Source organism: Duganella radicis (assembly GCF_009720825.1).
GTDB lineage: Bacteria > Pseudomonadota > Gammaproteobacteria > Burkholderiales > Burkholderiaceae_D > Rugamonas > Rugamonas radicis.
Genome location: NZ_WNKY01000060.1, coordinates 1 through 23,259, shown reverse-complemented (window position 1 = coordinate 23,259; position 23,259 = coordinate 1). Strand labels below are relative to the sequence as shown.

Below are 23,259 nucleotides of genomic sequence, written 5' to 3'. Positions count from 1 at the left end.
GTGTTCAGCGCGAGGTGATGTCGGCGTCTTCGCCCGTGCCGCCCGGCTGGCCGTCGCGGCCTTCCGAAGTGATGATGAATTCCGCGCCCGCTTCCGGTCCCTTGTATTTGTACTGGTGGCCCCATGGATCGGGCGGCACGCCTTTTTTCAGGTAGGGGCCGTTCCACTTGGCGCCGGCGGTGTTCGGTGCGGTGACCAGCGCCCCCAGGCCCTCTTCGGTGGTCGGATAGCGGCCAACGTCGAGGCGGTAGGTGTCCAGCGCCTTTTCAAACGCCTCGATCTGCGCCTTGGCGATGGTGACTTCGGATTTGCCCAGCTGGGCGAAGTATTTCGGCCCCACGTATGCGGCCAGCAAGCCGATGATGACGATCACCACCAGCAATTCCAGCAAAGTGAAGCCGGCCGCCTTGCGCGCGCCCTTGGTTACTGCATACATCCCGCCAACTCCTCTGCGATCAACCTGCGGATTGAAAGCCAGAGGCTACCACGGGCTTTACAGTTCAGACAATCTTTTTATGCCGCGCGGGCCAGCGGCAGCGGCGCGCGGTCGAATAAATCCAAAGCCATGCCACGCGCGATGGCCTGGGCCCGGTTCGACACCCCCAGCAGCCGGTACACCCGCTGCAAGTGGTTTTTCACGGTCAGGCCGGAAATACCGAGTATCAGGCCGATTTCCTCGTTGCTCTTGCCCTCGCGCACCCAGTGCAGGATTTCCGCCTCGCGCGCGCTGACCGGCCGCGCCAGCGTGCCCACCCGCGCCAGCGCCTGCTGGCGGTTGATGCGCTGCAAGCTCAGGTGCAGATACGGCAGCAGCAGCTCCAGGAAATAGGCCTGGCGCGGACGCGGCCGGTGCGGCAGGCCGAACAGCACGAAGAAGGTCGAGCCGCCCGGCAGGCGCTCGCTGCCATGCATCAGCATGTTTTCCAGCCCCAGCTCGCGCAGCTCGCCCTGGAACGGCGCCAGCCCCTGCCCCGCCTTGAGCGGATCGGCCCCGGGGCCGGCGTCCAGCATGGCCGGCAAGCGCTGGGCCTGGCGGCAATGGCGCGCCAGCCGCAGCGCCAGGCCGTCTTCACGATGGCTGAGGCGGCTGCGCAGCCCGGCGTCCAGCACCGTGCTGTGCAGGCATTCCACGTGCTGCAACTCATCCTGCGCGCCAAATTGCAGGCAGACCATGACCTGGTGCGGCAACAGCGCCTGCAAGGGGCCCTGCGTCCACAGGAAGAACTGGCGCGCGTCCTGCACCGGCAGCGCCGCTTCGATCGCGTGCAGCAGGTATTCCTGCTCCAGCTTGCTCAGGATGACCAGCTGTTCCATGCTCATGCCTGTGCCGCCACAAAGCGGTAGCCGCTGCCGCGCACGGTTTCGATGCGTCGCTGGTAGCCGCTCGGCTGGAGCGCGCTGCGCAGGCGGCCGACGTGGGTGTCGACCGTGCGCTCGTCCAGATAGGCGGCGCTGCCCCACACCTGATCGAGCAGCTGGGCGCGGGTGTGCACCCGTTCCGGATGGCTCATCAGGAAATTCAGCAGTTTGAATTCCACCCGGCCCAGCGCCAGCTCGCGCGCGCCAGCCGTGACGCGCTGGGTGCAGGGGTCGAGCCGCAGGCCGGCCAGTTGCACCGGCGCCTCGGCCGGTGACAGCGGCGACCAGCGCCGCAGCAGGCAGTGCACGCGCGCCACCATCTCGCGCGGACTGAACGGCTTGGTCATGTAATCGTCGGCGCCCGACTCCAGCGCCATGATCTTGTCCGGCTCGCCGCAGCGTGCGGTCACCATCATGATCGGCAGGCTGCGCGTGCGGGCTTGCGCGCGCAGACGGCGCACCAGCGACAGCCCCGACTGGCCCGGCAGGTTCCAGTCCAGCAGCACCAGATCGGGCAGGCTGTCCTCCAGCATCAGCAAGGCGCTCTCGGCGTCCGAGGCGCGGCTGATCTGGTGGCCCGCCATGCCCAGGTTAAGGGCAATCAGCTCTTGTATCGCGGCCGTGCTTTCGATGACGAGGATGTGGGCGGCTGGCATAGTATTCCCCTGTAAAGGAAATACTATGCATTAAGCAATGTGGCTTTACTAATATGATTTCCGTGGCGGATTCAGATGTTAAAGATATAAATCCGCCTTCATATCTCAGCCGCGCTGGCGGCGGCGCAGCATGCCCAGCAGCGCCAGACCGCCGGCCAGCATGGCCCAGGTCGACGGTTCCGGCACCGGAGTGGTGACCACGCCCGAGCCCAGGGTTTCACCCACCGCGCTGCCCTGGCCGCCCACCGTGGTGGACGGGGTCCAGTTCAGGTGCACCAGGCTGCCGTCGGCGCTGGCGCTGTCGCCCAGCAGGGTCATCTGGTCCGGGCCGTACAGCGCCACCGAGAACACCGAGCCGTATTGGCCGCTCGGATCGGCATCGCCGCTGAAGCTGACGGTGAAGCTGACCTTGCCGCCGGTGAAGTCGACCGCGTGGAACAGGTCGTTGTAGCCGCCATACACATTTTCAATGCGGAAGCCGGTGGCCAGCGAGCCGGTGACGTTGGACAGCTGGGCGTCGGCGCTGCTGCCCCAGCCGACGAAGTGGTTCAGGTCGGCGAAGGTGGAGACGGCGCCGGTCGGCACGCTGTTCAGCTGGATGTCGATGTAGCCGCTGCCGCCGTAGCCGCTGGTGTCGAGTTCCACGGTGAAGGTGCCGGCGGCGGCCGCCAGGCTGGAGGCGGCGGCCAGGACCAGCGCCATCATGGCGCGGCGGAAGTTGTGGGTGTTAAACATGATGTTGTGCTTTCCTTGGAATTAGAAGTTGCCGCTGTAAATTTTGACTGCCGAGTAGGTGACGCCGCCGCTGCCGGTCTTGGTGAACGCGACCGGCACGGTGATGCTGGCGCCCGCCGCCAGGCTGGACTGGCTGACGCTCAGGTAAGGCGAACCGTCGTGACTGCCGCTGGCGCCGACCAGGGTGGCGCCGGCCACCACGCCGTCGAACTGCACCTGGAACGGGCCGTTCAGGGCGGCGGCGCCGGTGTTGGTCAGGGTGACGCTGCCGGTCCACCTGGCGGTGGCGCGGTTGTAGACCAGCGCGCTCGGGGTGCTGCGCACGCTGGCGCTGACGTCGGTGTACGGCGCTTGCAGGTTGAGGCTGATCACCACCGGATCGTGGTCCGAGGCGCGGTATGGGGCGCTGGTGTACTTGTCCTGCGGCTTGCCGTCGGTGTTGTAGTCCAGCACGGTCGGCTCGTCGGCGTTGTTATGCCATTCGGCCGCGTCCACCACTTGCGGGCTCAGCGCGGCGCTGGCCAGGGCGTGGTCGAGGTAACCGGCTTCGCCGTTGAAGACGAAGGAGTATGGCATGTTGCCGCTACCGCGCACGAAGCGTTCCAGCTGGTTGACGTAGCCGGTGGCGGTGATGGCGGCGATCGGGTCTTCCTGCCCATACGAGTTGAAGTCGCCGATCAGCAGCACCTTGGCGTCGCCGGCGGCGGCCACCACTTGCGGCACGAAGGCGTTCACCAGGCGGTTGGCCTGCTGGATGCGGGTGGCGTTCCAGCAGCTCTGGCTGTCGCCCTGGTCGGCGTCGGCGCCGCCGGTCGGGCAGCTGCCTTTCGATTTCAGGTGATTCACCACCAGCGAGAATCTGGCGCCGTTGTTGGCCTTGAAGGTCTGCGCCATCGGCGGACGGTTGTTGATGCTGTCGGCGTCCGACAGCGCACCGCCCACCAGCGTCAGCGCGGCCGGCTTGTAGATCATGGCGACACGGATGGCGTCGGTGCCGGTGGCGGCCGGTTTCGGCACCACGGCGTAGGTCTTGATGCCGGTGCCCGGCGAGATCGCCTCGTTGAGCGCATCGACCAGCTTGGTGACGGTGTATTCGCCGCTGTTCTGGATCTCCATCAGGCCGTAGACGTCGGCGTTGATGGCCTTCAGCTCGCCGACGATCTTGGCGGTCTGGCGGTTGAATTCGTTCAGGTTGTCGGCGCCGCGGCAGTTGGACTTGGACACGCTGCCGCCCAGCGCGCAACCCTGGCCGGTGCGGCCTTCGACATCGCTGCCGTCGGTGAAGGTGGTGAAGTAGTTCAGCACGTTGGCGCTGGCGACCTTGATGTTGCCGGCCACCAGGGCCGGCGGTTCGGCGCGCGGGTTATCGTGCGAGAACACCGGGGCCACGGTCGGTTGCAGCTTGAAGCCGGCGCCGCCACCGCCCTTGGCGCCGAAGTCGACCACGCCGGTCAGGCCGGACACGGTGTCGCCGGCGCGCAGCGAGCCGTCCTCGCCCAGATAAGGGATGGTGGTCGGGGTGACGAAGATGCCGTCGTCCAGGATGATCTGGTTGAGCTGGTTGGCGGCGGCCTGCGCCACGGCTTCCGGCGTGCCCGGACGGTAGCGGTTGGACGCGATTTCCAGGCGGCCCGAGGACAGCGTGATTTCGCCGCGGGTGCCGAGGAATTCCAGCTGCGACAGGGTCAGCGCGTCGTTGAAGCGCACCAGCATGCCTTCCACACGGCCCAGGTTGGCGTGCGGCAGCTGGATATTGGTCGGGGCGATGCTGACGCCGCCGGCCAGCTTGGTGATGGCGGTGACGGTCTGCATCTCGGTGTAGGAGCGGGTGGCGCCGGTCGGCGTGTACTCGGCGATGCTGCCGCTGATGCGGATGCGGTCGCCCACCTGCACGGTGCCGATGTTGGCGGCGGTGGTGAAGATGAACAGGCCGTCCGAGGTCAGCGGATTGCCGTCGCCGTTCTCGTCCTGGATGAAGAAGCCGGAGCCGACCTTGGCGGTGACCACGCCTTCGGTGGTTTGCACGGTGCCGGCGTACGGGCTGGCGTCGCCGTCGCCCTGGATTTGCGGGATGGTGTGGGTGACGGCGGCCGGCGCCGCCACATTGACACTGATGGCGCAGCTGGTTTCCTGCGACTGGTCATTGCCGAACTTGACGCTGACCGGGTAGGTCCCGGCCGGCACGCTGGCCGCCACGCTCAGGTTGGCGGTGGCGGTGCCGCCCGCGCCCGAGGCCGCCAGGAAGTTGACCAGGCTGATACCCGGCACGGCGGTCGAGGTGATCACCGCGCTGTTGACGGTGCCGTCGGCGTCGGTGGCGCTCAGGTCGGCGCTGCCGTTGACGCCAAAGGCCAGCGCCAGATTGGCCGGGCAGGTGGCGACGATGGCCGGCGCCGGCGGCGCGCCGCACACGTTCAGCGGGCTGGCGGTGTTGCGCGGGGTGGGCGCGGCGACGCCGAAGTCGGCGCTGTTGTTGTCGGTGTCGGTGCAGCCGCCGTTGGCGCGCAGTGCCGCCGTGGTGTTGGACAGGACCGCGGTGGCCGTGCCCTCGGCGTAGTTGGCGCCGCCAAAGCCGACCAGGTCGACAAAGGTGCCGGCGGCCGGCGAGGCGCTGGCCAGCGCGGTGCTGCCCGCCACCAGCGCCACCTTGCCGGCGCTGGCGCTCATCGGGATGCCGCCGGTGGCCATGTCCGGGGTCGGCAAGGCGTCGGTGCCGCCGCTGCCGGCCGCTTCCTGCACCAGGTAGTACTGGCCCGGTTGCAGCTTGACGCCGGTCAGCTTGGTGACCTGCCAGCTGCTGCCGGTGGCGCTGGCGTATTGCACGCTCCAGCCAGTCAGATCGACGGCGGCCTCGCCGCGGTTGAACAGTTCAATGAAGTCATTCTTGTACTTGGCGCCGGAGTTGCCGCCGCCGCCGTACACCTGGCTGATGACCACCGACGAGGCGGCAAAGGCGGGCGCGGCCAACGCGCCCAGCAGTGCGGCAGCGATCACGGTGCGCGCTGGCGGAGGAAGGATTTTTTTCATGAACTGTCCTGGAAATATTAACAAAATGGTTGTGAAGCTTGCCATTTGCATATTAGGACGCGGGCGTGACGCCATCATGACGCCGATTTAGACCGATCGGACTAACCGGCGGTAGCAATTTGATGCAAAGGTGCTATAATATTTTCTATGAAGTAATTAAAATTACTTTCAAATAATTAGCCTTGAGGAGCGCCATGAACGCGATCCCTGCCTGCCGCGCCCTCCTGTGCGGCCTCACCCTGCTTGCCGGCGCCGCCATGGCGATGCCGGATGCCACGCCGCCGCAAACCACCTCCCCCTGCCTGTCGCAGCCGCCCGCGGCCAAACCGCCGCCGCCCGCCGCCCCGCCCAAACCTCAGTGGCGCGGCCCCTGCTACCTGGCCGACGCGGACAAGGCTGACGATGACTACGAGAACGATGCGGACGCCGCCAGGCAGGCACGGCAACGGGCCGACGACATCATGAGCCTGACGCGCTCCAGCGCATCGGGCGCAGAGGAACACCCGCTGGCATGGCAGCCGCCATTGGCCCTGGCCCACCCAGCCGACGCGCCGCCGACGACCGTCACCGGTCCCGGCAGCTGGATGGCGCCCGCCAACCCGATGGCCGGCGCCGAAACCGGCGCCGCGCCGCATCACAACGAGGGCGGCATCCCGCCGGTGCCGGAACCGGGCACGGTGTTCATGCTGATCGCCGGCCTGGTGCTGATCGGCGGGGCGGCGGCGCGCCACCGGCGCCCGCCCCCTTTCAGCGACGATACGGCGCCGCCAGCGGCTCGCCGATGAACACGCCCTGCGCCGGCCACGCCACGCTGCGCCAGTAAGCCTCGATGGCGGTCACGCCGCGCAGGTAGTGCGACAGCAGCACGGTCGGCTGCGGAAATTTCTGCCAGTAGTTGCATGGCTCGCTCACCGTGCCATAGCTGGCGGTGGCGCCCGCCTCCAGCCAGCGCAGGCTGCTCATCTGGCCGGTGCCATACAAATCCCCGCCAAACGAGGTCAGGCTGTCGGCCAGCGCGCCCGGCAGGAATTGCAGGGTCTCCAGCCTGGCCACGCGCGCCATGCCGGTCTGGTAAATCATGATGTCTTTTTCGTTCTCGATGAAATCGGCGCTGAGGCGCTTGACGGTCAGCTTGCGCGCGGCCACCACGCCGGCGCGCGGAAAGAATGGCGCCCGGCTGTTGCGCGCGCTCTCGCTGGTGGTCAGATACCAGGCGTTGGCGGCCGGCGTCGAGAAGCCGGCGCTGACGCCGCGCCCGATCAGGGCCTTGGCGGCCGCCACCGAATCGGTCGGCAACAGCATCGACAGGCGCATGCCATGCTCGCCCTGGGGATCGCTCGAGGTGTTGTTGAAATACAGATTGGGCTTGGCCGGGCCGCAGGGCGTGGCGCAGACCTCGGCATCGAAGCCCATGGTGTAGGCGGCGGTGATGGCATTGCACTCGACCGCATAGGGCGCGGTCCAGACCATCAGCACCGCCTCGATGTGCGGGCCGAGCCTGGCGTCGATCTGCTCCTTGAGCTGGCGGAACTGCTCGGCATCGAGCTTGCGCGGGCGGTTGGGGATGCGCACGTGGACCACGTTCTCGGCCGGCAGATTGCGCGCCTGGCGGTAATATTCGCCGATTTCCACGCTGTTCGGTTCGTCATCGTTGATGACCAGCGCCAGCTGGGCCGGCCTCAAGCCGCCGGCCTTGGCCACCAGTTGCGCCTGGGCCGCGCCATGCCAGCACAGCAGCGCCAGCAATCCCACTATCATCTTCCGCACTACAGTTCCCGTCATGGTTGCAATGAGGGGAACTGTAACATGGCATCAGCTGCGCTGGTAGACGTCCTCGAAGCGCACGATGTCGTCCTCGCCCAGGTAGCTGCCGGACTGGACTTCAATCAGGTGCAGCGGCAGCTTGCCCGGGTTTTCCAGGCGGTGGCTCATGCCGATCGGGATGTAGGTCGACTCGTTCTCGGTCAGCAGGGTGACGGTGTCGCCGCAGGTGACGCGGGCGGTGCCGCTGACCACGATCCAGTGCTCGGCGCGGTGGTGGTGCATTTGCAGCGACAGCTTGCCGCCCGGGTTGACCGTGATGCGCTTGACCTGGAAGCGCTCGCCGATGTCGATGCCCTCGTAGCAGCCCCACGGGCGGTACACCCGGGTGTGGTGCAGGTGCTCGGTGCGCGCTTCCTGCTTCAGGTGGTCGACGATCTGCTTGACGCGCTGCACCTGGTCCTTGTGGGCCACCAGCACGGCGTCGGCGGTTTCCACCACCACCAGATCCTTGACCCCCACCAGCGCCACGATGCGGCCCTCGGCGCGCACCAGCGAGCCGGACACGTCGTCCAGGTAGACATCGCCGCGGGTGGCGTTGCCGTTGGCGTCGTGCGGCTGCACGTCCCACAGCGCCGACCACGAGCCGACGTCGCTCCAGCCGATGTCGGCCGGCACCACCACGGCGTGGCGCGTGTGCTCCATCACCGCGTAGTCGATCGAATCGGACGGGCAGGCCTCGAAGGCGGCTTCGTCCAGGCGGCAGAAATCGAGGTCGCGGTAATCCCTGGACACCGCCTCGGCGGTGGCGGCGGCGATGGCCGGCGCGTATTCCTGCAATTCCTTGAGGTAGCTGTCGGCGCGGAACAGGAACATGCCGCTGTTCCAGCTGTAGTTGCCGGCCTCGACCAAGCCCTGGGCGGTGGCGCGGTCCGGCTTCTCGATGAAGCGGTCGACCGTGTAGCACTGTTCGGCCACCGCCTTGCCGCTCTGGATGTAGCCATAGCCGGTTTCCGGGCCGGTCGGCACGATGCCGAAGGTGGCCAGCGCGCCCTCGCCCACCAGCGCGGCGGCGCGCTGGATGGCGGCGTAAAACGCCTCGACATTGGTGATCACGTGGTCGGCCGGCAGCACCAGCATCACGGCCTCGGGATCGATGGCCCGCAGGTAGTGGGCGGCGGCGGCCACGGCCGGCGCGGTGTTGCGTCCGACCGGTTCCAGCAGGATGGCCAGCGGCGCCACGCCCGCCTCACGCAGCTGCTCGGCCACCAGGAAGCGGTGCTCGTTGCCGCACACCACCAGCGGCTGCATCAGCTGCGGGCGGCCGTGCAGGCGCAACGCAGTTTCCTGTAGCATGGTCCGCTCGGACACCAGCGGCAGCAGCTGCTTGGGCAGCACCGCGCGCGACAGCGGCCATAAACGGGTGCCGGACCCGCCGGACAGGATAACTGGGTAAATTTTCATGCTCGGATTCTCTTGTCAATTAATTCAGTGCCGTGTTCAGTGCGGCGTTTGCTGCGCCGGTCGCGGGCATTGGCCCAGGAGTCCGGATCGGATTCCGAGACATGCAGCATATTGCCGGCGCGGTCGACACTATAATCCTTAAACACAATCATTTCGTTCAAAGAAACATTCGGTAACACCCGGGTGTATTCGAACAGCACGCTGCGCACCACCTTGGCGCCGGCGCAGACGTGGCTGCCGTGGCCGATCCAGGTGGGGCCGACGATGTGGGCGCCGGCGTCGATGCGGGTGCCGGAACCGATATACACCGGGCCTTCGATGGTGGTGCCCTCCCAGTCTATGCTGGTATTCAGGCCGACCCATAGACCGTCGTCAAGCTGGATGCCCGGCATGTGCAGGTTCGCCACCTCGCCCATCAGCACGCTCTGGCAGGTTTCCCAGTAGTCGCTGACGCTGCCGATGTCGGTCCAGTTGAAACCGCGCGTCTGGGCGTAGAACGGCAAGCCCTTTTCGGCCAGCAGCGGGAACAGTTCGGAACCGATGTCGAACGGCTGGCCGGATGGGATCAGGTCGATCACTTCCGGCTCGAAGATATAGATGCCGGTGCTGACGAAGTTGGACTTGGCGTCCTGCTGCCTGGGCTTTTCCTGGAACTCGGTGATGCGGCCGTCGGCGTCGGCCACCACCACGCCGTAGCTGGACACCTTGTCCCACGGCACTTCCTTGGTGATGACCGAGGCCAGCGCGCCCTTGCGGCGGTGCTCGAACAGGGCCGACTTGATGTCGAGGTCGATCAGGGCGTCGCCGCACAGCACGATGGTGGTGTCGTCGAAGAAGCCGCCGAATTCCTGGATCTTCTTCATGCCGCCGGCCGAGCCCAGCGGCTGCGGCACCACCTCGCCGTCGTCGTTGGTGTAGCCCTCGAACGAATAGCCGATCTGCACGTCGTACTGGTGGCCCTCGCCAAAGTATTCCTCGATCTTCTCGTGCAGGTAGCTGACGTTGACCATGATCTCGGTCACGCCGTATTTGTGCAGGTGCTCGATCAGGTAGGCCATCACCGGCTTGCCCAGGATGGGAATCATCGGTTTCGGCAAGTCGTACGTCAGGGGACGCACGCGGGTACCCTTACCCGCTGCCAGTATCATCGCTTTCATGCGGCTTGTCCTTGTGTCAGGTTGGCGTGCTCTGCCAGCGCCACGAATCGGCGCACATTTGTTCAATATTCCGCGTGGCCTTCCAGCCCAGTTCGCGCTCGGCCAGGCCGGGATCGGCATAGCAGGCGGCGATGTCGCCCGGGCGGCGCGCCACGATGCGGTAAGGCACGGGGCGGCCGCTGGCGGCCTCGAAGGCACGCACCATTTCCAGCACGCTGTTGCCGCGGCCAGTCCCCAGATTGTATGTATAAATGCCAACACCTGTCGCCAGCTTGGCCAGGGTGGCCAGATGGCCCAGCGCCAGGTCGACCACGTGGATGTAGTCGCGCAGGCCGGTGCCGTCCGGGGTCGGATAGTCGTTGCCGTACACCGACAGGAATTCGCGCTGGCCCTCGGCCACCTGGGCGATGTACGGCACCAGGTTGTTGGGGATGCCGTTCGGCTCTTCGCCGATCAGCCCGCTTTCATGGGCGCCGACCGGGTTGAAGTAGCGCAGCAGCGCGATGCGCCAGCCCGGGTCGGCCTTGTACAGGTCGCGCAGCATGTCCTCGATCATCAGCTTGCTGCGGCCGTAGGGATTGGTGGCCGACAGCGGGAAGTGTTCGAGGATGGGCACCGAGGCCGGGTCGCCGTACACCGTGGCCGAGGAGCTGAACACCAGGGTCTTGACGCCGAATCTGGCCATGGTCTCGAACAGCACCAGGCTGCCGGTGACGTTGTTGTCGTAATAGCGCAGCGGCTGCTCGACCGATTCGCCGACCGCCTTCAGGCCGGCGAAATGGATCACGGCGTCGATGGCGTGGCTGGCAAACACCTGCTCCAGCGCGGCGCGGTCGCGCACGTCGGCCTGCACGAACTGCGGGGCGCGGCCGGCGATGCGCTCGATGCGCTCCAGCACGCTGGCGCGGGCGTTGTACAGGTTGTCCAGGATCAGCACCTCATGCCCGGCGCCCAACAGCTCGACGCAGGTGTGCGAACCGATGTAGCCGGCGCCGCCGGTGACCAAGACCCGCATCATGCCACCTGCACCGGATGCAAGGCCTGGTCCAGCAGGGCGACGATGCGGTGCGCGGCCTGGCCGTCCCACAGATGCGGACGGCGGCCCTGCTTGCCCTGGCCGGCCAGCACCTTGCGCGCCTCGGCCACGATGACGGCCGGATCGGTGCCGGCCAGCACATTGCTGCCCTCGTCCACCGTCACCGGCCGCTCGGTATTTTCGCGCACGGTGATGCAGGCCACGCCCAGCGCCGTGGTTTCCTCCTGCAAGCCGCCGCTGTCGGTCAGCACCACCACCGCGTCCTTCCACAGGTTGAGGAAGGCCATGTAACCCTGCGGGCCGACCAGGGTGATGTTCGGGCCCAGGTCGATGCCGAACTTGGCCAGATTGGCGCGGGTGCGCGGGTGCACCGGGAACACCAGCGGCAGCCCGGCGGCGATGTCCTTGAGCGCGCCGGCGATGTTCGCCATCATGGCCGGATCGTCGACGTTGCTCGGACGGTGCAGGGTCACCACGCCGTAGCGCGCGTGGGCGGCCTTGAAGGCGCTGGTCTCGAAAGCGGCGGTGTCGGCCATGGCCAGCTTGTCGGCCTGGTACAGCACGTTGTCGACCATGACGTGGCCGACGTAGTGAATGGCCGACTCGGCCTTGCCCTCGCGGCGCAGGTGCTCGACCGCGCTCGGCTCGGTGACGAAGAACCAGTCCGAGATGCTGTCGGTGACCAGGCGATTGATTTCCTCCGGCATGGCCATGTCGCCGCTGCGCAGGCCGGCTTCGACGTGGGCCACCGGAATATTGAGTTTCTTGGCCACGATGGAGCAGGCCAGGGTCGAGTTGACGTCGCCCACCACCAGCACCGCGTCCGGGCGCGCCTCCTGGCACAGCTGCTCGAACGCCACCATGATCTTGGCGGTCTGCTCGGCGTGGCTGCCGCCGCCGGCGGCCATGAACAGGTCGGGCGCCGGAATGCCCAGCTCGTCGAAGAAGACGTCGCTCATGTCGCGGTCATAGTGCTGGCCGGTGTGGATGATCTTGAACGCCAGCCGCGCGTGCCCCTGCAGGGCGCGCACGATGGGGGCGATCTTCATGAAATTGGGCCGGGCGCCGGCCACCAGGTAGATGGTTTTCACGAGACGGCCTCCGCCGGCCAGGCGGCGTCCACCAGCTGGCGCGTGTTGCGGATATTGCCGCGGCTGGAGGCGCCAAACACGATGGCCTCGATGTTCGGCTGGGCGCACACCCATTCGATCGCCTCCTTGGGCGCGATGGCGCCGGAGGCGAACACCGACATGGCGATGGCGCGGAACTTGCGCTCGCGCAGGGCGCGCGCGTAAGCCTCGAAGCCGCCCGACATGCGGAAGCCGATCTTGTTGATGTTGGAGCAGACGATCGGGTTCTCGATGCCCAGCTCGTCCAGCACGTCCAGCAGCTTGGGCAGGTTCATGGTGATGAAGCCCGGCTCGGCGTTGTAGCGGTTGCGCACGTGGTCGGCGAAGATGCGGAACGCTTCCTTGAAGCCCAGGCCCAGCAGCAGGTCCACCACCACGTTTTGCAGGAAGATCACCGGCGTGTTGAGGCCGGCGAACATCTTCATCTCGGCATCGATCAGCAAGGTGGTGATGCCCTCGATATCCTTGCGCGCCAGCGACATGCCGCCGCGCAGCGCGGCGTTGAAGAAGCCCTCGTCCGGCATGAATTTCTTCAGCGCGCCCAGCATGCCCTCCTCGGTCACCGCGTTGGCGTACTTGTGGGCGTACGGCATGCACGGCATGAACTGGAAGTCCTTGTAGCGCTCCGGGTTGGCGCGCATGTGGTCGCACACCAGCTCGATGCGGTCGTGGGTGGTGCACATGAAGGACTTGACGCCCTCGTCGTAGGCGTTGTCCAGCACCTCGATGATGGCGTTGATGTCCTGGAAGCGCATCGCCTGGGCGCGCGCCTTCTCCTCCGACATGTGATTCACACCGAAAAACTGATTATCCCCAAATAACAAACGATCCATTTCCTGCTCCAGTCAGAATTCTTTTACCAAGGGCCGATCAACGGCCGCCAAAGAAGAAGCCCTTCTTCTTTTTCTGCGGCTGCGCCGGCAGGGCGTCGCCGGCAAACACCGACGGTCCTTTTTCAGCGTCCGCAATCATCATCGAGATGGCGCGGTCGGTTTCCATGGCCGAGGCGAAGGAATTGACGTTGTCGCCGCCGCGCTTGCCTTCGATGCAGCGCACGAAGTAATCCAGCTGGGCCGAATATTCCTCGCCGCGCAGGTAGAAGTCGACCGGCTCGGTCAGCTCGGTGGTGTAGCGCACGTTCCAGCCGTTGATGTAACCCTTTTGCACCAGCTCCGGGCTGGCGTTGCGCAGGTAGACCTGGACTTCCTGGCGGTCGGCGTAGATGCGGCCGTTCTTGCCCCAGATGGTGATCTTGGTGCTCATCTTGCGGTACGACTCGTCGCTCCAGTTGACCGACAGCTGGGCGCTCTTGCCATCCTCGAAGTACAGGGTGGAAAACACTTCGTCGTCGGTGTCGGCCGAGAAGATCTTGTTGAGCACCGAGCCGCCGACGCCGCGCGGGGCGCCGAAGTACCAGTTCAGCAGGTTGAGCGGGTGGGCCGCGTAATCGTACAGGCAGCCGCCGCCCTCGGAGCGCTGGGTGCGCCAGGTCGAGCCCTTGGGCTTGAGCACCACCGGGCCATAGGTCTCGGCCAGCATGTGGGTGACCTCGCCGATGGCGTTGTCATCCAGCAGGCGCTTGACTTCCTGGAAGGCACCGACGAAGCGGCAGTGGTAGCCGACCTGGTTGACCAGGCCCTTGGCGTTGGCCAGGCGAGTAACTTCCTCGCCCTCGGCGTTGTCCAGCACGAACGGCTTTTCGCAGAACACGTGCAGGTTCTTTTCCAGCGCGGCCTTGACCATCTTGCCGTGCATGCTGGACGGCGTGGCGATGATCACCGCGTCCAGCTCGACCTCGGCCAGCATGGCCTCGAAGTCGGTGTAGGTGCGCACACCGGTGTATTTGTTGAGCACATCCAGCACATAGCCGGCGGCGTCGCACACCGCGGCGACCTTGACGCCCGGATGGGCGTTGATCATCGAGTGGTGCGACAACCCCATCTTACCCAGGCCTACTACTGCGAGGCGTATCATAAATCGTTCCTTATCTAAATTTTAGCCGTTCAAAATGCGTTGCTTAACCAGGTTGTATGCCGCCTTGCCCTTTTCCAGCAGCTGGCGGTTGGGCGGCTGCTGCGTGGCCTGCTCCAGGTAGGCCAGGGCTTGCTCAGCCGTCAGTGCGGGCCAGTGCTGGAAGGCGCCGACCTCCAGCAGGTGGCGGTCGACGTCCAGCAGTTCATCCTGGTAGACCGAGATGGTCGGCACGCCCAGCACCGCCATCTCGCGCGTCATGGTGCCGCCAGCGCCGATGAACAGGTCGCAGTCGGGCGCGATGTCGGCGATGTCGAGCGCGGTGGTCACCACGCGCACGCCGGCAAAGCGGGCGTCCTGGTAATGCACGCCCTGCTCCTTGCCGCGCGGCAGCAGGATCACGTCCACATGGTCCTTCAGGCCCAGCACCAGGTTGTCGAGGAAGTTGCGGCTGCCCTTGTAGTACTGGGCGGTCCAGGGTTCCGGCCGCAGGTACACCACGCGCCGGGCGCGCGGCGGGCGCGGCGCACCGCCGCGCTGCTGCGCCAGGCGCTGGTCCAGCTCCCACAGGTACATGCCCTCCTTGACGCCCGGATAGTGCTGCACCTTCTTCGGATTGGCCCATTGCTTCTTGAGCTTGTCGATGCCGAGGAATTCCGGCACCAGGATCTGGCTGGCGCACAGGAAGGCCGGGATGTTGCCCATCGCATGCTCGTTGTCATTCATGTAGATCACGCGCTTGCCCAGCAGCCTGGCCACCACCGGCGAATGGAAGGAACTCTGCGAGATCGCCACATCCACCCGCTTGCCGCCGATGTAGCGCAGCAGCTGCGCCACCCGCACCGGGAAGCCGAAGATCTTGGCCGACAGCTTGCCGCCGTAGTGCTGGCCCACCACCTTGTACTTGAAGCCGTGCAGCTCCAGCAGGTCGATGGTGTTGGCCAGCGGCCGGCAGGTGATGACCACCTCGTGCTTTTCACGTTCCAGCTCGCGGATCAGGGCCGCGAACATATTGATGTGGGGGGAGTTCGTCAGTTCAAACCAGATACGCATGAAATACCTTCGTGGATTACAGACGCCAGACGCGCAGGCCGGCCGCTTCCAGCTGCGGCTGGTCGAAACAGGCTTTGACGTCGATGAAGCAGCCGCCCTTGATCAGCTTTTTCTGCAGGTCTTCCACCGACTGCTGGCGGAATTCGCGGTGCGACACGGCCGCCACGATGGCGTCGGCGCGCGGCAGCTCGTCCCAGCCGAACAGGCGCACGCCGTATTCATGCATGGCTTCGTCGGCGTCGGCGTACGGGTCGTGCACAAACACTTCGACACCGTAGGTCTTCAGTTCGTTGATGACGTCGCCCACCTTGGAATTGCGCAGGTCGGCGCAGTCTTCCTTGAAGGTTAGGCCCAGCACGTTCACGCGCGCGCCCTTGATGTAGCTGCCGGCGGCGATCATGTTCTTGACGGTCTGCTCGGCGATGTACTTGCCCATGCCGTCGTTGATGCGGCGGCCGGCCAGGATCACCTGCGGGTGGTAGCCCAGCGTGTCGGCCTTGTAGGTCAGGTAGTAGGGGTCGACGCCGATGCAGTGGCCGCCCACCAGGCCGGGCGAGAACTTGAGGAAGTTCCATTTGGTGCCGGCCGCCCTCAGCACTTCCGAGGTGTCGATGCCGATCTTGTCGAAGATGATGGCCAGCTCGTTCATCAGCGCGATGTTCAGGTCGCGCTGGGTGTTCTCGATGACCTTGCAGGCCTCGGCCACCTTGATGCTGGAGCAGCGGTGCACGCCAGGCTTGACGATCGATTCGTACATGGTGGCGACCTTTTCCAGCGTCTGCGGGGTGTCGCCCGACACCACCTTGATGATGCTGGTCAGCACGTGCTCGCGGTCGCCCGGGTTGATGCGCTCCGGCGAGTAGCCGACGAAGAAGTCCTGCTTCCATTTCTTGCCCGAGTAGCGCTCCAGCACCGGGATGCAGACCTCCTCGGTGGCGCCCGGGTAGACGGTCGACTCGTACACCACGATGGCGCCCGGCTTGAGGTTCTCGCCGACCGTGCGGCTGGCGCCGATCAGCGGCGTGAAGTCGGGGTTGTGGGCAGCGTCGACCGGAGTCGGCACCGCAACGATGACGATGTCGGCCTCGCGCAGGATGGCCGGGTCGCTGGAATACTCGGCATGGGTGGCTTCGGCCATCTGGGCGTCGCTCAACTCCTGCGACGGGTCCTGGCCGCGCTTGCAGGCATCCACCTTGGCCTGCGCAATATCGAAACCGATGGTACGGTCCAGCTTGCCAAATTCCACCACCAGCGGCAACCCCACATATCCGAGGCCCAGTACAGCTATCGTCGTCATATTCGTTCTTTCCAAGTGCATTCAAAAAAAAGCCGGTGCGGCCGCGGACTCAATCGCCCCGCGCCTGCGCCAGCTCCCGGTACAGTTCAGCCATCTTGCTCATCACTACCTCGGTGCCAAAGCGCGCCACGATGGTGGCGCGCGCCCCTTCGGCCACCCGGCGCCGCAGCGCCTCGTCCTCGAACAGGCGGCCCAGGCCGGCCGCCAGGGCGTCGGCGTCGCCGGGCGGCACCAGGATGCCGTTGACGCCGTCGACGATGGCCTCGGGGATGCCGCCCACCGGCGTCACCACCACCGCCTTGCCGGCCGCCATCGATTCCAGCATGGCCATCGGCAAGCCTTCGTCATACGACGGCAGGCAGAACACGGCGGCCTGGGCCAGCTCGGCCTCGCGCTGCGCGCTGTCGATCCAGCCCAGGATGGACACCCGCTGCGCCACGCCCAGCTGTTCGGCGGTTTGGGCCACCAGCGCCAGGTCGCCGTCGCCGCCGATCACCAGGCGCGCCGCCGGGAACCGCGGCGCCAGCTGCGCCAGCGCCGCCAGCAGTTCAAAAATCCCCTTGCGGCGATCCGCCCGCCCGAGGAACAGGATGCGGGCCGGCTGCTCGCGCGCCGGCTCGGCCGGCGGCGGCACCCGCACTGAATTGGCGATCACCCGCACCCGCGCGGCCGGCGCCAGTTCACGAAGAAATGTAGCCCAGCTTTCTGACAGCGTGATGACCGCCGAGCTCTTGCTGAGCGTGCGGCGTATCCACCAGCGCGCCAGCGGGCCCGACTCCTGCAAGGCGAACTGTTTGAATTCGGCGCCGTGCAGGTGGAACACGGTGGCGCGGCCGCACAGGCGCGCCAGCGCCAGCAGCAGCGACTTGCGGTAGAAGCTGGCGCGCGAGGCCGAATGCACGTGCACCACGGCCGGCCGTTCGCGCAGGCAGATGCTCAGCACCTGCCAGGCGGCGGCCAGCGCCGCCCCCAGCTTGCGCCAGGGCGAGCCGTCGGCATGGGTGACCAGATAACGCGCCTGCTGCTGTTCGAAGAACCCGGCCTGTTGCAGCACCGAGACCACGGTGGCGATCCCGCCCTTGCCCGCCGGGCTGGTCCCCACCATCAATACTTTCAACGCCATCCCCGCTCCACTGTTGCGCCGGCGCCTGAGGGACGGACCAGCATGTCGAATAACGATAATACAACATTATACCTTGTAAATACTCGCTTTCTCAATCGTGCGGCAGTGCAACACCCGGCGCGCGCACCGGTTCCGTACGGCTCCATATCGTGTATATATATCATGTACAATATTGCCATTAGCGTTATACCTTAGTCCACACTCCTGACCAGACGACCACCGACCGCCATGCACCCTTCCGCCTCCTCCGCCCCGTCCGCCGACGCCGCCCGCCACGCCGGTGCCGCATCATGATCGGATCGCTGCGCTTCCGCCTGATCGACCTCGCCCGCGGCACCCACACCGTTTCCCTGCTGGCTACGCTGCGGCGCAACCAGTACCAAAGCCGGCAAGCGCTGGCCGTGAGCGAGAATCAACAATTAAACAGTTACTTTAACGATTTGCGCAAGACTGTGCCACTATTCAGCCAAGTGGCGCGCTTCGAGGACTTGCCGGTGCTGGACAAGCGTTTCATCAACGCCCACCGCGACCAGCTCATCAACGCCAGCTATCAGGGCAAGCGCGTGCGCAAGAAGACCGGCGGCTCGACCGGCGAACCGCTGGTGTACTTCACCGGCATCGAAGCCCAGTCCTACCTGTGGGCCGGGCTGCTGCTGTCGTGGGAAGCGGCCGGCTACCGGCTGGGCGAGAAGGTCGCCTTCCTGGCCGGCTCGTCGCTGTTCGGCACCGGCTACAAGCAGCGCCTGTACTACCGGCTGCTGAACGTGACGGTGATGAACGCCTTCGACCTGTCCGAACAGCGCCTGCGCGATTACGCCGCGCAGCTGGGCAAAGGCGGCTTCCGCCTGCTGTACGGCTATGCCTCGGCCATTCACCGCATGGCGCGCCTGCACCTGGACGCCGGCCAGACCCTGCCCAACCGCCTGCGCGGGGTGGTGTGCACCGCCGAGACGCTGACCCCGGCCATGCGGGCCGACATCGAGCAAGCCTTTGGCGTGCCCTGCTTCAGCCAGTACGGCTGCCACGACGCCGGCGTGTCGGCCTTCGAATGCGAACAGCGCGACGGCTTCCACCTGATCTCCTCGCGCTGCCACGCCGAGGTGCTGGACGATGGCCGGCTGGTGGCCACCGACGTCACCAACCGCGCCATGTTCATGCCGCGCTACGATACCGGCGACCTGGTGCAGATGTCCGGCCGCAGCTGCGCCTGCGGCCGCGGCTTGCCGCTGATCGACAAGGTGATCGGCCGCCAGAACGACATCGTCACCGATCCGGCCGGCGCCGTGGTGCATTCGGAATTGTTCACCCATATGTTCCGCGAGGACGGCCGCATCCAGGCCTTCCAGATCGTGTTTGACGAGCAGGAGCTGCGCGTCAACCTGCACGGCGCCCAGCTCGACCAGGCGGCCCTGGCCGGACTGGAGCAGCAGTACCGCGGCCGGATCGAACACTCGCTGCGCTTCCCGCGGCTGATCTTCGAGCTGAACGCGCCCTTTGTCACCCTGCCCAACAGCAAACACCGTTTCGTCATCCGCCGCAGCGCCACCGCCACTCCTGCCACCACACCATGACCCACCCTACTTCCGAGCTCAAATACCGCCCCGATATCGACGGCCTGCGCGCCGTCGCCGTGATTGCCGTGGTGCTGTACCACTCCTTCCCGACCTGGTTCGTCAGCGGCTTCATCGGCGTTGACGTGTTCTTCGTCATTTCCGGCTACCTGATTTCCACCATCATCATGGGGCAGCTGGAACGCGGCAGCTTCAGCCTGGCCGACTTTTACTCGCGCCGCATCCGCCGCATCTTCCCGGCGCTGACCACGGTGCTGCTGGCCACCCTGCTGTTCGGCTGGGCGGTGCTGCTGCACGGCGAATTCCGCCAGATCGGCAAGCACGTGGCGGCCGGCGGCGGCTTCGTCTCCAACCTGGTGCTGTGGTGGGAGTCGGGCTACTTCGACAACGCCGCCAACACCAAGCCGCTGCTGCACCTGTGGTCGCTGGGGGTGGAGGAACAGTTCTATCTGGTGTGGCCGCTGATCCTGTGGCTGCTGTTCGCGCGCCGCATGAACTTCCTGCTGATCACCGCGGTCATTTTCGTGCTGTCCATGGCCGCCAACGTGCTGAGCATCGACACCAGCCCGTCGGCCGTGTTCTTCTCGCCGCTGACGCGCTTCTGGGAACTGATGAGCGGCGGCGTGGCGGCCTATCTGCACCTGCACCACCGGCCGTGGAGCGCGCGCCAGCAGGGCCTGGCGAGCGGCGCCGGCGCGCTGCTGCTGCTGGCCGGCTTCGCCCTGATCAAGCCGCAGATGCTGTTCCCCGGCTGGTGGGCGGCGCTGCCGGTGCTGGGCGCCTTCCTGCTGATCATGGCCGGTCCGGGCGCCTGGTGCAACCGCCTGCTGCTGAGCCGCAAGGCGGCCGTGTGGATCGGCCTGATCAGCTACCCGCTGTACCTGTGGCACTGGCCGCTGATTTCCTACAGCTACATCCTGTTTGGCGAAAAACCGCCCTACCAAGTCAAGTTCGCCGTGGTGGCGGCCGCCTTCGTGCTGGCGGCCGCCACCTACCGCCTGCTGGAACTGCCGCTGCGCGCGGTCACCGACAAGAAGCGCGTGGTGGGCGGCCTGGCCGGCGCCATGGTGGCGCTGAGCGTGGCCGGACTGGCCATCTCGGCCGGCATGGTGAAGGAGCGCATCGACGCCCACGGCGCCGATATCTACCTCAACGCCCTGAACGACAGCGACTTCCCCGGCCCGCTGTTCGTGCCGCTGCGCCACGACGGCATCACCTTCCAGAAGCTGTCCAGTCCGGGCAAGGGCCTGACCGTGTTCCTCGGCGATTCCGTGATGCAGCAGTACGGTCCCTATGTCGAGCAGCAGGTGCGCGAGCACGGCGCCCAGACCAGCAGCATCATCTTTGCCACCGCCGGCGGCTGCCCGCCCATCCCCGGCGTGATCCGCCTGCCGCTGGCCAAGTTCCCGCGCTGCCGCCAGGCGGTGGACGCGGCCTACGCGCTGGCGGCCGGGCCGGCGGTGGACACGGTGGTGATCGGCGCCGCCTGGAATGGCTACTTCCAGGCCGACAACAGCAACCTGCAAATCGACGACGGCGGCGCCCGCCTGACCTTCCCGCAGGCGCCGGCGATGGAGGCCGCCTACCAGTCGCTGCAACGCGGCATGGCGGCGCTGCGCGCGCGCGGCAAGCGGGTGGTGCTGGTGCTGCAACCGCCGAGCGGCGACGCCTACGATCCGCGCCGCATGTACACCGGCTCGCGCTGGTCGAGCATCCATCCGCTGCCGGAGATCCGCGCGGTGGCGCTGGACCGCTACCAGGCCGACAACGCCGCGCCGCTGGCGCGCCTGCGGGCGATCGCGCAACAGACCGGCGCCGAGCTGATCGATCCGAGCCAGTTCCTGTGCGCCGCCAACGCCTGCCCGGTGCTGGACGCCAGCGGCCAGCCGCTGTACACCGACCCGATCCACATGCGGCCGGCCTATGTGAAACGCGCGGCCGCCTATCTGCGGCCGGCCATCGACGCCCGGGGGTAAGCCATGACCTCCCCTGTGCAGGCCCTGCGGGGCGACACCCACCGCCAGTTCGGCCGCTACAGCGCGGCGCTGGTGTGCCGGGGCTTCCTGACGCGGCGCAATTTCCGCCCGATCGTGACGCTGCGCCTGTGCCAGGCCGTGCGGGCCAGCCGGGCGCGGCCGCTGCTGCCGCTGTTCAAGCTGGCGCACCGCCTGTGCAGCCACTGGGCCGGCATGGATTTTTCATGGCAGACCGAGATCGGCGCCGGCCTGGCGATCACCCACGGCTGGAGCCTGGTGGTCAGCCCGGGCGCGCGGATCGGCGCCAACGTCACCCTGTTCCATGGCGTGACGCTGGGGCGGCGCGACCGCATCGCCGCCGACGGCGCGCGCCAGACCGGCTATCCGCGCATCGAGGATGAGGTCTGGATCGGGCCGCACGCCATCATTGTCGGCGGCGTGACCATAGGCCGCGGCAGCCGCATCGGCGGCGGCGCCTTCGTCAGCGCCGACGTGCCGCCGTATTCGGTGGTGAGTGGCAATCCCGGGGTGGTGGTGCGCAGCGGCTGCACCCCGGATGTGATGAACCCGGCGCCCCTGGCGGGCGCCTGAACTAGGCCGCGCGGCCGCCGGCGGCGGCCACCTCGCGCAGGATTTGCAGGTACTGGCGCGCCACCACCTCGGCCACGTGCTCGGACTGGTAGCGGGTGGCGCCGCCCTGCTGCAAGGTCTGGTAGTAATCGGGGTCGTCGTACAGGCGGCGCACGGTTTTCGCCAGCGCCGCCGGCGTCTGCGGCATCATCCCGGTCCAGCCCGGCACCACGCCAAAGGTCGATTGCGGGCACAGCACCGGGGTGTTGGTCGACCAGGCGTCGCACAGGAAGCCCCAGCCGGTGGTGGCCTCGGTGTAGGCGAAGCCGGCGCCCGACAGGCGTTGCAGCGCCTCGACCCGGGTGACGCCGGTGATGTGCTCGATGCGCGCGCCGTAGCGCTGCTTGAGCGTGTCCAGCACATGCTGGAACGGGCCGCGCCCGATCACGGTGAAGCGCTCGGTCGGGGTCTGCTCCAGGATCACCGGCACGTTGCGCAGCCAGGCGTCGCAATTCTTGTGGCGGATCAGCGAACCGATATAAATCATTTGCCCCATGTCGCGGCTGGCCGCCAGCGCCACCCCGGCCGGCTGCTGGGCGCAGTGGGCGGCGTAGTACACCGGGCAGTCCGGCCGGCCCAGGCGCACCAGATGGTGCAGGTCGGGCGGGTCGTTGACCATGATGGCCTCGACCTCGCGCGCATAGCGGTTCCAGTAGCCGCGGCCGACCACCCGCCCCAGCGGCGGGAAGCCCAGGTAGTTGCGCCGGCGCACCAGGGTCAGCGGATCGGCCGACTCCAGCCGCAGCACCGCCGGCAGCCAGTGGTGGCGCCGCAGCAGGCGCAGCAGCGGCAGGCAATGCGGCGAGTTGACCAGGAACAGGTCGGGCTGGAACTCCGCCACCAGCCGCTGCACCTCCGCGGTGCTGGCTGGGTCCAGCGCGATCATCTTCCACGGGTCGGCATAGCTGCGGTAAATCTCGACCCCGCCGAAATCCTCGAATGTGTTGCCCAGCTCGCTACTTTTCAGGGCCGAGACCTGGGAGGTGATCACGCGCACCTGGCAGCCATGGGCGATCAGCGGCGGCAGCGCGTAGGCCACCTCGTCAAAGGCGGGGTTCAGACCGGGATAGAGCGCAAGTATCTTCAAGGTGCACCTGATGGAAAGTGAGGGAATCGGGAAGCGCCGTCACACGGCGCGGAACACCGTGCGGCCGACGCTGCGGTTGACCAGCTGGCGGTCGGTCTTGTCGAGCACGCCCAGCAGCAGCACGCCGGCGCAATAGCCCAGGCCCAGCAAGGCGGCCGCGCCGGCCAGCGCCCACAGGCCATCGCGCGGCAGCAGCAGGGCCAGGGCGGCGCCGGCCGCAGTGGCG

21 protein-coding genes are annotated in these 23,259 nt (G+C 66.8%); 4 read left to right on the top strand and 17 right to left on the bottom strand.

What is annotated here, in order from left to right; all coding sequences use genetic code 11:
• Positions 1–4: 4 nt before the first annotated feature.
• The 5 genes from gspG to GM676_RS28810 form a co-directional block, all read right to left on the bottom strand.
• The gene (gene gspG, locus GM676_RS28830; RefSeq protein WP_155467835.1) at positions 5–436 is read right to left on the bottom strand and encodes a type II secretion system major pseudopilin GspG; all 432 of its coding nucleotides are present in this window, start codon (positions 434–436) and stop codon (positions 5–7) included.
• A gap of 77 nt (positions 437–513) precedes the next feature.
• On the bottom strand, positions 514–1,314 hold the full coding sequence (gene epsA / locus GM676_RS28825; protein WP_155467834.1) for an XrtB/PEP-CTERM-associated transcriptional regulator EpsA: 801 nt from the start codon (positions 1,312–1,314) through the stop codon (positions 514–516).
• Between the two features lie 2 nt (positions 1,315–1,316).
• On the bottom strand, positions 1,317–2,015 hold the full coding sequence (locus GM676_RS28820) for a winged helix-turn-helix domain-containing protein (protein ID WP_155467833.1): 699 nt from the start codon (positions 2,013–2,015) through the stop codon (positions 1,317–1,319).
• A 105-nt stretch (positions 2,016–2,120) separates the two neighbouring features.
• On the bottom strand, positions 2,121–2,750 hold the full coding sequence (locus tag GM676_RS28815; protein ID WP_155467832.1) for an NF038129 family PEP-CTERM protein: 630 nt from the start codon (positions 2,748–2,750) through the stop codon (positions 2,121–2,123).
• 21 nt (positions 2,751–2,771) lie between these two features.
• Positions 2,772–5,777: an ExeM/NucH family extracellular endonuclease gene (locus tag GM676_RS28810; RefSeq protein ID WP_155467831.1), complete on the bottom strand. Its 3,006-nt coding sequence runs from the start codon at positions 5,775–5,777 to the stop codon at positions 2,772–2,774.
• 194 nt (positions 5,778–5,971) lie between these two features.
• Between GM676_RS28810 and GM676_RS28805 the strand changes: the two genes are divergently transcribed.
• On the top strand, positions 5,972–6,562 hold the full coding sequence (locus tag GM676_RS28805) for a PEP-CTERM sorting domain-containing protein (protein ID WP_155467830.1): 591 nt from the start codon (positions 5,972–5,974) through the stop codon (positions 6,560–6,562).
• Here GM676_RS28805 and GM676_RS28800 read toward each other — a convergent pair.
• From GM676_RS28800 to GM676_RS28755, 10 genes are read right to left on the bottom strand one after another with little or no spacing between them, the layout of a single operon-like run.
• Positions 6,525–7,535, bottom strand: coding sequence for a TIGR03790 family protein (locus GM676_RS28800; protein WP_229262911.1), 1,011 nt, complete (start codon positions 7,533–7,535; stop codon positions 6,525–6,527). The genes GM676_RS28805 and GM676_RS28800 overlap by 38 nt on opposite strands.
• 54 nt (positions 7,536–7,589) lie before the next feature.
• Positions 7,590–9,002, bottom strand: a complete 1,413-nt coding sequence (locus tag GM676_RS28795) for a mannose-1-phosphate guanylyltransferase/mannose-6-phosphate isomerase (protein WP_155467828.1) — start codon at positions 9,000–9,002, stop codon at positions 7,590–7,592.
• Positions 8,999–10,159, bottom strand: a complete 1,161-nt coding sequence (locus tag GM676_RS28790) for a nucleotidyltransferase family protein (RefSeq protein ID WP_155467827.1) — start codon at positions 10,157–10,159, stop codon at positions 8,999–9,001. Before GM676_RS28790 ends, GM676_RS28795 begins: the two co-directional genes overlap by 4 nt.
• 16 nt (positions 10,160–10,175) lie before the next feature.
• On the bottom strand, positions 10,176–11,174 hold the full coding sequence (gene galE / locus GM676_RS28785; RefSeq protein WP_155467844.1) for a UDP-glucose 4-epimerase GalE: 999 nt from the start codon (positions 11,172–11,174) through the stop codon (positions 10,176–10,178).
• The gene (gene wecB, locus GM676_RS28780; protein WP_371866404.1) at positions 11,174–12,286 is read right to left on the bottom strand and encodes a non-hydrolyzing UDP-N-acetylglucosamine 2-epimerase; all 1,113 of its coding nucleotides are present in this window, start codon (positions 12,284–12,286) and stop codon (positions 11,174–11,176) included. The genes galE and wecB overlap by 1 nt, the downstream gene beginning before the upstream one ends.
• Positions 12,283–13,158: a hypothetical protein gene (locus GM676_RS28775; RefSeq protein WP_155467825.1), complete on the bottom strand. Its 876-nt coding sequence runs from the start codon at positions 13,156–13,158 to the stop codon at positions 12,283–12,285. The genes wecB and GM676_RS28775 overlap by 4 nt, the downstream gene beginning before the upstream one ends.
• A 37-nt stretch (positions 13,159–13,195) precedes the next feature.
• Positions 13,196–14,299, bottom strand: coding sequence for a Gfo/Idh/MocA family protein (locus GM676_RS28770; protein ID WP_155467824.1), 1,104 nt, complete (start codon positions 14,297–14,299; stop codon positions 13,196–13,198).
• A gap of 21 nt (positions 14,300–14,320) precedes the next feature.
• Positions 14,321–15,349 carry a DUF354 domain-containing protein gene (locus GM676_RS28765; protein ID WP_155467823.1) on the bottom strand — a complete coding sequence of 343 codons (1,029 nt, stop codon included), beginning with the start codon at positions 15,347–15,349 and terminating at the stop codon, positions 14,321–14,323.
• 16 nt (positions 15,350–15,365) lie between these two features.
• Complete coding sequence (locus GM676_RS28760; RefSeq protein WP_155467822.1) at positions 15,366–16,646, bottom strand: nucleotide sugar dehydrogenase; 1,281 nt, start codon at positions 16,644–16,646, stop codon at positions 15,366–15,368.
• Between the two features lie 49 nt (positions 16,647–16,695).
• Positions 16,696–17,769, bottom strand: a complete 1,074-nt coding sequence (locus GM676_RS28755; protein WP_229262909.1) for a glycosyltransferase family 4 protein — start codon at positions 17,767–17,769, stop codon at positions 16,696–16,698.
• Between the two features lie 290 nt (positions 17,770–18,059).
• Between GM676_RS28755 and GM676_RS28750 the strand changes: the two genes are divergently transcribed.
• From GM676_RS28750 to GM676_RS28740, 3 genes are read left to right on the top strand one after another with little or no spacing between them, the layout of a single operon-like run.
• On the top strand, positions 18,060–19,340 hold the full coding sequence (locus tag GM676_RS28750) for a phenylacetate--CoA ligase family protein (protein ID WP_155467821.1): 1,281 nt from the start codon (positions 18,060–18,062) through the stop codon (positions 19,338–19,340).
• Positions 19,337–21,316, top strand: coding sequence for an acyltransferase family protein (locus tag GM676_RS28745; RefSeq protein WP_155467820.1), 1,980 nt, complete (start codon positions 19,337–19,339; stop codon positions 21,314–21,316). The genes GM676_RS28750 and GM676_RS28745 overlap by 4 nt, the downstream gene beginning before the upstream one ends.
• 3 nt (positions 21,317–21,319) lie before the next feature.
• Complete coding sequence (locus GM676_RS28740; RefSeq protein WP_155467819.1) at positions 21,320–21,907, top strand: LbetaH domain-containing protein; 588 nt, start codon at positions 21,320–21,322, stop codon at positions 21,905–21,907.
• A gap of 1 nt (position 21,908) precedes the next feature.
• On the opposite strand, the gene GM676_RS28735 is transcribed toward GM676_RS28740, so the two are convergent.
• Complete coding sequence (locus GM676_RS28735) at positions 21,909–23,033, bottom strand: glycosyltransferase (protein ID WP_155467818.1); 1,125 nt, start codon at positions 23,031–23,033, stop codon at positions 21,909–21,911.
• Between the two features lie 39 nt (positions 23,034–23,072).
• Positions 23,073–23,259, bottom strand: a 187-nt coding sequence (locus tag GM676_RS31650) for a hypothetical protein (RefSeq protein WP_170304379.1), incomplete at its 5' end; no start/stop codon positions are given.